General features: G+C 72.4%; 8 protein-coding genes and 1 pseudogene. 3 read left to right on the forward strand and 6 right to left on the reverse strand.

Translation table 11 applies throughout. From position 1 onward, the window contains the following. Positions 1-512 (reverse strand): DAK2 domain-containing protein (locus IY392_RS07250; RefSeq protein ID WP_194860868.1); only part of this gene is annotated, 512 nt, incomplete at its 3' end. 129 nt (positions 513-641) lie between these two features. Here IY392_RS07250 and IY392_RS07255 point away from each other — a divergent pair. Continuing rightward, positions 642-1,436: an enoyl-CoA hydratase-related protein gene (locus IY392_RS07255; protein WP_194860869.1), complete on the forward strand. Its 795-nt coding sequence runs from the start codon at positions 642-644 to the stop codon at positions 1,434-1,436. A gap of 36 nt (positions 1,437-1,472) precedes the next feature. On the opposite strand, the gene IY392_RS07260 is transcribed toward IY392_RS07255, so the two are convergent. Genes IY392_RS07260 through thiL form a run of 3 tightly spaced genes read right to left on the reverse strand, consistent with a single transcriptional unit; the run spans position 1,473 to position 3,705 of the window. Further along, positions 1,473-2,183 (reverse strand): uracil-DNA glycosylase, encoded by a 711-nt coding sequence (locus tag IY392_RS07260; RefSeq protein ID WP_194860870.1) that lies wholly within the window; start codon positions 2,181-2,183, stop codon positions 1,473-1,475. Between the two features lie 4 nt (positions 2,184-2,187). Beyond that, entirely contained in the window at positions 2,188-2,709 is a 522-nt protein-coding gene (locus IY392_RS07265; RefSeq protein WP_107756666.1) for a gamma carbonic anhydrase family protein, read from the reverse strand. 9 nt (positions 2,710-2,718) lie between these two features. Continuing rightward, complete coding sequence (gene thiL / locus IY392_RS07270; RefSeq protein WP_107756667.1) at positions 2,719-3,705, reverse strand: thiamine-phosphate kinase; 987 nt, start codon at positions 3,703-3,705, stop codon at positions 2,719-2,721. Positions 3,706-3,816: 111 nt separating this feature from the next. Here thiL and IY392_RS07275 point away from each other — a divergent pair, with 111 nt between their 5' ends. Beyond that, positions 3,817-4,464: a DUF3515 domain-containing protein gene (locus IY392_RS07275; RefSeq protein ID WP_107756668.1), complete on the forward strand. Its 648-nt coding sequence runs from the start codon at positions 3,817-3,819 to the stop codon at positions 4,462-4,464. Between the two features lie 9 nt (positions 4,465-4,473). On the opposite strand, the gene IY392_RS07280 is transcribed toward IY392_RS07275, so the two are convergent. Further along, a complete protein-coding gene (locus IY392_RS07280) occupies positions 4,474-5,580 on the reverse strand; it encodes a D-alanine--D-alanine ligase family protein (RefSeq protein ID WP_194860871.1) in 1,107 nt (368 codons plus the stop codon). 10 nt (positions 5,581-5,590) lie between these two features. Next, positions 5,591-6,589: an NAD(P)H-dependent glycerol-3-phosphate dehydrogenase gene (locus IY392_RS07285; protein ID WP_107756670.1), complete on the reverse strand. Its 999-nt coding sequence runs from the start codon at positions 6,587-6,589 to the stop codon at positions 5,591-5,593. 108 nt (positions 6,590-6,697) lie between these two features. Here IY392_RS07285 and IY392_RS07290 point away from each other — a divergent pair. Further along, a pseudogene (locus IY392_RS07290) lies at positions 6,698-7,054 on the forward strand (2-phospho-L-lactate guanylyltransferase); the annotation flags it as partial.

Consider the following 7,054-nt stretch of genomic DNA (forward strand, 5'->3'; position numbering starts at 1 on the left):
ACCTCGACGAGCGAGTTGGCCGACGACCGGCCGGCGCCCGCGGCCGCCTCGCGGAGCACGGTCACGATGGTGCCCTCGACCGGATCGCTGAGCGCGTGGTCGACGAGGGTGACCGCCGTGCGGAGAGCTCGGCGGTAGGTGGAGGCGTCGACGACCGTGAACGTCGCCGCCTCGCCGACCGCCCGGAGGACCTGCGACAGGATGACGCCGGAGTTGCCCCGCGCGCCGTGGACGGCGCCGTGCCCGAGCGCCACGGCGATCTCACGGGCACCGGCGCTCCCCCCGCCCTCGGAGATCCATGCCTCCTCACCCTCGGCGCGGTCGACGGCGGCTCTCATCGTGTAGAGCAGATTGGTCCCCGTGTCCGAGTCCGGGACCGGGAAGACGTTGAGGGCGTTGATCTCCTCGCGATGGGTCGCGAGGTGCTCCACGCACCGGCGGGCCCAGTCCAGGAGCCCGTGGGCGTCCAGCGATGACGGGCGTTCCTCGACACTCGTCGACTCGTGTGCCATCACCCCTCCTCGGCGCCGCTGACCCCAGCTGTCCGACTCCGTCGGTCGGCCCGGCCAAGCCTAGTACCCTCACCGTGCGACACCCTGTCGAACAGGCCGAGACGGCCCGTACCACTCCCTGGAGACCAGATGACCCCTGACCTGACCGCCGCTCCCCTCGTCACACTCGCTGACGGCGTCCTCACCATCCCCGTCTCCCTCGAGGGCAAGGGGAACTCGCTGGACTCCGACGCCGTCACCCAGGCGGGCACCACGCTGACCGCCCTCCTGTCGGGCGAAATCGACGCCGGCGCCATCCTCCTGGTGGGGTTGGGCAAGAACTTCTGTGCGGGCGGCAACGTGCCCGGATTCGCCGCGGCCGAGGACCGTTCGGAGCACGTCCGGGAGCTGGCCGACCGGTTGCACGGGGTGGTCCGACAACTCGAGGAGGCGCCCGTGCCGGTGGTGGCCGCGGTGGCCGGGTGGGCGGCGGGCGCGGGACTGTCTCTCGCCCTGGCCGCCGACTTCTCCGTCGGGGGCCCGGACACCCGCCTGCTCGCGGCCTACCCGGGCATCGGCCTGTCCCCGGACGGTGGCATGTCGTGGCGTCTGCCCCGGGCGATCGGGGCGGCGGCGGCCCGGGCGTTCATCCTCGGCAACGAGCCCGTCGACGGGGCGCGGGCCCACGCCATCGGACTGCTCACCACCTTCACGGAGGAGGACGTCTCGACCACTGCTCGCGACCTGGCCGTCCGCCTCGCGAACGGCCCGCGGGCCTCGTACGCCGCCACCAAGGAACTGTTGCGTCGGTCCGGCGAGAGAACACTCGCGGAGCAGCTCGACGCGGAACGGGACTCCATCGCGGCGCTGGCGGTGTCTCCTGACGGGATCGAGGGCGTGGACGCGTTCGTCGCCAAGCGCACCCCGCGCTTCGGCGGGGTCTGAGCGCACCCCGCGTTCCGGCGGGGTCCGAGCGCACCCCTACGTCTGATCCGGCAGCTCGGGCAGCCGCCAGTCGACGGGGTCCACGCCGAGCCGGCACAGCTCGTCGCTCGCGCGGCTGAACGGGCGGGACCCGAAGAACCCACGCGAGGCCGACAGCGGCGAGGGATGCGCGGAGGCGATGACCGGTGTGCCCCCGAGCATCGGCCCGAGGGACTGTGCCTGGCGCCCCCAGAGGATCGCGACCATCGGTCGGTTGCGCTCGATCAGCGCCTCGATCGCCCGCCCGGTGACCTCCTCCCACCCTTTGCGCTGGTGGGAGGCGGGCTGCCCCGGAGCCACGGTGAGCACCCGGTTGAGGAGGAGCACGCCGCTGCGGGTCCAGGCACTCAGGTCACCGTGTGCGGGGGCCGGCAGCCCGAGGTCGTCGGTGTACTCGCGGTAGATGTTGACCAGACTCCGCGGCAGGGGGCGGACGTGTCCGTCCACGGCGAAGCTCAGACCGACGGCGTGGCCCGGGGTCGGATAGGGGTCCTGACCCACGATCAGCACGCGGACGTCGTCGAACGGCTGGGTGAACGCGCGCAGGATCCGGTCACCGGTGGGGAGGTGGCCGCGCCCCGCCGAATTCTCCTCGCGCAGGAAGTCGCCCATTCGCCGGATGCGGTCCTCGACCGGCGCCAACGCGCGCGCCCACCCCGGTTCGACGAGCTCGTCCAGCGGGCGTCGGCCCGCGTCGCCCCCGACCACCCGGTCAGTCGATCCGTCGCAGCTCGGAGCGGTACCGCATCGCGTTCTCGTGGTATTTCTGCGTGTTCCCCTCGAGCATCGCCGGGTCCACCTCGTACCCCTCGCGAATCCTCGCGGGCGCCCCCATCGCCATGCGCGCGGGGGGGAGCTCGAACCGGGGCGGGATCAGGCACCCGGCGGCGACGACCGCCCCGGCACCGATCGCGGCGCCGTTGAGCACGATCGAACCGGAGGAGACGAGAGCACCGTCCCCGATCGTCGCCCCCTCGATGTGCGCGTTGTGGCCCACGATGCAGTGCTCTCCGAACACCGTCGGTTCGGTCTCGGTGCAGTGGACGATCGTGCCGTCCTGGATGTTGGTCATCGCACCGACCTCGATGCGCCCGTAGTCTCCGCGGAGGACGGCGGTCGGCCACACCGACACGCCCGGCCCCAGCCGGACGCGGCCGATCACCACGGCGTCGGGGTGCACCCAGGCGTCGGGGGCGATGTCGGGTTCGAGGTCTCCGAGTGCGTAGACGGCCATGCGCTCAGCCTAGTTTGCGCCCCGTGCGGAGTCCCAGCCCCCCGGGGTGCGCGGGCGGCCGTCCAGATAGACGGCCCCGGGGTCCCCCTCGCGGATCGTCCCGATGACGGTGAAGCCCGGGGGCACGGTCGTCCCGGGAGGGAAGGTTCCGAGCAGCCCGTGATCCTCCCCGCCGTCGAGGATCCAGTCCACGATCTGCGCGTCGGGGTCGCCGAGCCCCAGTGCCGCAGCGGCCTCGCCCAGCCGGGGATCGACGGGCAGCGCCCCGACGACGAGGTCCGCGGCCACCCCGGACGCGCGCGCCATCCCGGACAGGTCGCGGAGGAGGCCGTCGCTGACGTCGGTGAGCGCGCTGGCGCCGGCGAGCCTGGCCGCCCTGCCGGAACCGATCGGGGGTTCGGGGACCCTGTGGGCCTGTTGCAGGGCGCCGTCGTGGTGCCCCGCCAGCAGTAGTGCCAACCCCGCGGCGGACCGACCGGGTTCACCGGTGAGCGCGATTCGGTCTCCGGGGGCGGCGCCGTCGATCCGCAGGGGGCGCGCGCCGTCCGGCAGGGTGCCCATCGCGGTGACCCCGACGACGACGAGGGTCGCGCTGGTGAGATCACCGCCCACCACCTCCGCACCGGATCGCGCGGCCTCTCCGTGGATTCCGGCGGCCAGCTCACCGATCTGTTCCATGGTCGTCCTGCCGGGCACCGCCAGGGCCACGAGGACCCGGGAGCAGTCGGCGCCCATGGCCAGGACGTCGGAGACGTTCTGTGCGACGGCGCGGCGACCGATGTCCCGCCACGTGGTCAGGTCCAGACGGAAGTGGGTGCCCTCGACCAGCATGTCCGTCGTCACCACGGTCGCCGCGGCGGGCCCGAGAACCGCCGCGTCGTCCCCGTTGCCCACGGGATCGCCCGAGCCGACCCGCCCCGGCCCGCTCAACACCTCCAGGACCGCGGCTTCCCCGACTTCGGCGACGGTCGGTGGCCGGTCGCTCGCAGCGCTCATCGGTGTCCTCGGTGGTCAGGCGCCGGGAGCTCCGGCGGGTGTCTGTAGCGTTGCCGACAGGCTAGCGGCCGCGACCCGGGCGGCCGATCGCAGGAGAGAGGACGACTCGAGGTGCGCACCACGGAGACGAACTCGGGGGACCGGCACGACGCGAGGTCATCCGGTTCATCCGGGCCCGCGGCATCGCAGGACCTGACGCCCGACGGTGGACACCGACCACCGGTCTCGACCGTCGTCGTGATCGCGGCGGTCCTGATCCCGCTGGTGTTGCTCGCCGTGGTCCTGGTTCTGGTGCGCAGTATGAGCGACGAGGCCGCCGAGACCGCCGCGAGCGAGCCCGTCACCGCGGTGAGCATCCCGGCCCCCGGCGCCGGATCCGAGGAGTGCCTGTCGCTTCTGGAGTCTCTCCCGGAGTCCCTGGGCGAGGCCGACCGCGTCCCGTTCGTCGAACCCGCGCCCCCGGGCGCGGCGGCGTACCGGTTGCCCGACGCCGAGACCGTCGTCGTCCGCTGCGGTCTGCCCGCACCGCCGACCTTCACGGTCGGGTCGACGCTCCAGGAGGTCAACGGTGTGCAGTGGTTCAACGATCCGGACCCGGACCCGGCCGTGACGTCGTCCACCTGGGTGGCCGTGGACCGGCCGGAGTACATCGCGGTCACGCTCCCCGCGACCGGCGGCACGGGCCCGATCCAGGACCTGTCGGACGCGCTCTCCGCCGTCCTCGAGGCCGTGGAACCGCGGCCCGCGCCGATCAGCTGACGCGCGCGGTCAACACCCGGCCAGCGCGGTCCGCACGAGGGTGTCGAGCAGGGTCCGGTAGTCGACTCCGGAGGCCGCCCACATCTGTGGGTACATCGATATCGGGGTGAATCCCGGCATGGTGTTGACCTCGTTGATCACCGGCCCGTGGTCGGTGACGAAGAAGTCGACGCGGCTCAGCCCACGCGCGTCCAGGGCGTGGAACGCCTCGACGGCCAGGGCCCGAAGGCGATCGGTCTCCGCGGCGGGGAGCCGCGCGGGCAGGTCGAACGTGCAGACGTCGTCGAGATACTTCGTGTCGAAGTCGTAGAAGGAGTCGCCCTCCGTCTCGCCGTCCAGACCGGTCGGCTCCCCGGGGATGTGCAACTCGGCGGGCAGGCTCGCCTCCACCCGGCCGTCCGGATACTGCAGAACGCCGCATTCGACCTCGCGACCCACGATGGCCGCCTCGATGATGACCTTGGGGTCGAACCGGCGGGCCTCGGCGATGGCCGCGTCGAGTTCTCCCCGGTGGCTGACCTTGGTGATCCCGATGGACGACCCACCGCGGGCGGGCTTGACGAACAACGGCAGCCCGAGCCGGTCCACCTCCGACTCCGGCACCGGCCCCGACCCGGGACGCAACACGACCTGCTCGCCGATCGGCAGTCCGGCCGCACCCAGCACCACCTTGGTGAACTCCTTGTCCATTCCGGCCGCGCTGGCGAACACCCCCGGGCCCACGTATGGGACGCCCGAGAGCTCCAACAGCCCCTGGACGGTGCCGTCCTCCGCATGGGTGCCGTGCATGACGGGGAACACCACGTCCACCCGGGCCACCTCGTCGCCGGCGCGCTCACCGTCCAGGAACCGCAGGACCCCTCGGTCGTCGGCGGACAGGCCGAGTGCCACCCGGGGTCGACCCGGGTCGACCTCCGGCAGCACACGGTCGATGATCCGCAGGCCCGAGACGTCGTCGGGACCCAGGGTCCACGTCCCCGATCCGGTGATCCCGACCGGGACCACCTCGTAGACGGCTGGGTCGAGGTGTGCCATGACGGCACCGGCGGACACGCAGCTCACGGAGTGCTCCGAGCTACGCCCGCCGTACAGGACGGCAACGGTGATGCGATTCACCGGGCCGAGGCTACTCGGGCTTGGTGCTGCGTCTCATGAGGCGCACCGCCACCTCGACGGCGTCGCCCCCCTCGTGGCAGATCTCGTGGACGGCCTCGGTCAGGGGCATCTCGACCCCTACCTGCCGGGAGAGCGCACGGATCGACGTACAGGACTTGACCCCCTCCGCGACCTGACCGTTGGTGGCCTCCTGTGCCTGCTCCAGGGTCTCGCCCCTGCCCAGTCGCTCTCCGAAGGTGCGGTTGCGGGACAGCGGCGAGGTGCAGGTGGCGACCATGTCGCCGAGACCCGCGAGCCCCGCGAAGGTCATCTGGTTGGCTCCGAGCGCCACCCCCAGCCTCGTCGACTCCGCCAATCCGCGCGTGACCAACGAGGCCATGGTGTTGTCGCCCAGGCCCATGCCGGAGGCGATCCCACACACGAGCGCGATGACGTTCTTGGTGGAACCGCCGATCTCGCAGCCCACCACATCGGAGTTCGTGTACGGCCGGAAGTAGGGGGTGGCGAAGGCGTCCTGCAGGCGGGCGGCACGGTCGGCGTCCGTGCAGGCGATGACGGTCGCCGCGGGCTGACCCTCGGCGACCTCCCGCGCGAGGTTGGGGCCGGACAGCGCGGCGATCCTGTCCGGCGTCAACCCCGTCACCTCTGCGACGACCTCACTGATACGCATCAGCGTCCCGGTCTCGATACCCTTCGCCAGCGAGATGACCCCGGCGTCGGGCTCGAGGAGGTCGACCCACGTCTCGAGGTTTCCCCTCAGGCTCTGGGACGGGACGGCCAGGACGACCTCGTGGGAGCCCGCGAGGACCTCGGCGGGGTCCGTCGAGGCGGTGACCGTCGCCGGCAACACGGTCTCCGGCAGGTACTTCTCGTTGCAGTGACGCTCGTTGATCCCGAGTGCCACCTCGTCACGGCGGGCCCACATCACGACCTCCGACCCCGCGTCCGCGAGGACCTTCCCGACGGCGGTCCCCCACGACCCCGCACCCATCACCGCGACCCGCGCCATTTCGCCTCCCGGCTCGTCGTTCACCACCGGGGCCCTCGCCGGTGGATCGTGAGCAAACGCTACCCGGCCCGGCGCGCGCGCGAGGCTCTGCTGGCAGGATGGCGGGCGATGACTACGGTGTCGGGGCACGGGGCGGCGGACGGCGGGTGGACGATCGTCGTCCCCGTCAAGGCGCTCGACCGCGCCAAGAGCCGACTCGCCCGCGCAATGCCCGCGTCCGACCGCCGCGAGCTCGCGCTGGCCATGGCCTCGGACGTACTGAGAACGTGTGTCGCGACCCCCGGTGTCTCACGGGTGCGGGTGGTGACCTCCGATCCTGACGTGGCGGCACTCGCGCGCCTGCTCCCGCTCGAGATCGTCGCCGAGCCGCCCGGCACCGGGGCGTCGGACGACGACCCGCTCAACGCGGCGCTGACCGACGCGATCCGCGGTGTGCCCGGGCCGGTCGGCGTGGTGACCGCCGAC

It is taken from the genome of Dietzia sp. SYD-A1, assembly GCF_015356725.1.
Lineage (GTDB): Bacteria > Actinomycetota > Actinomycetes > Mycobacteriales > Mycobacteriaceae > Dietzia.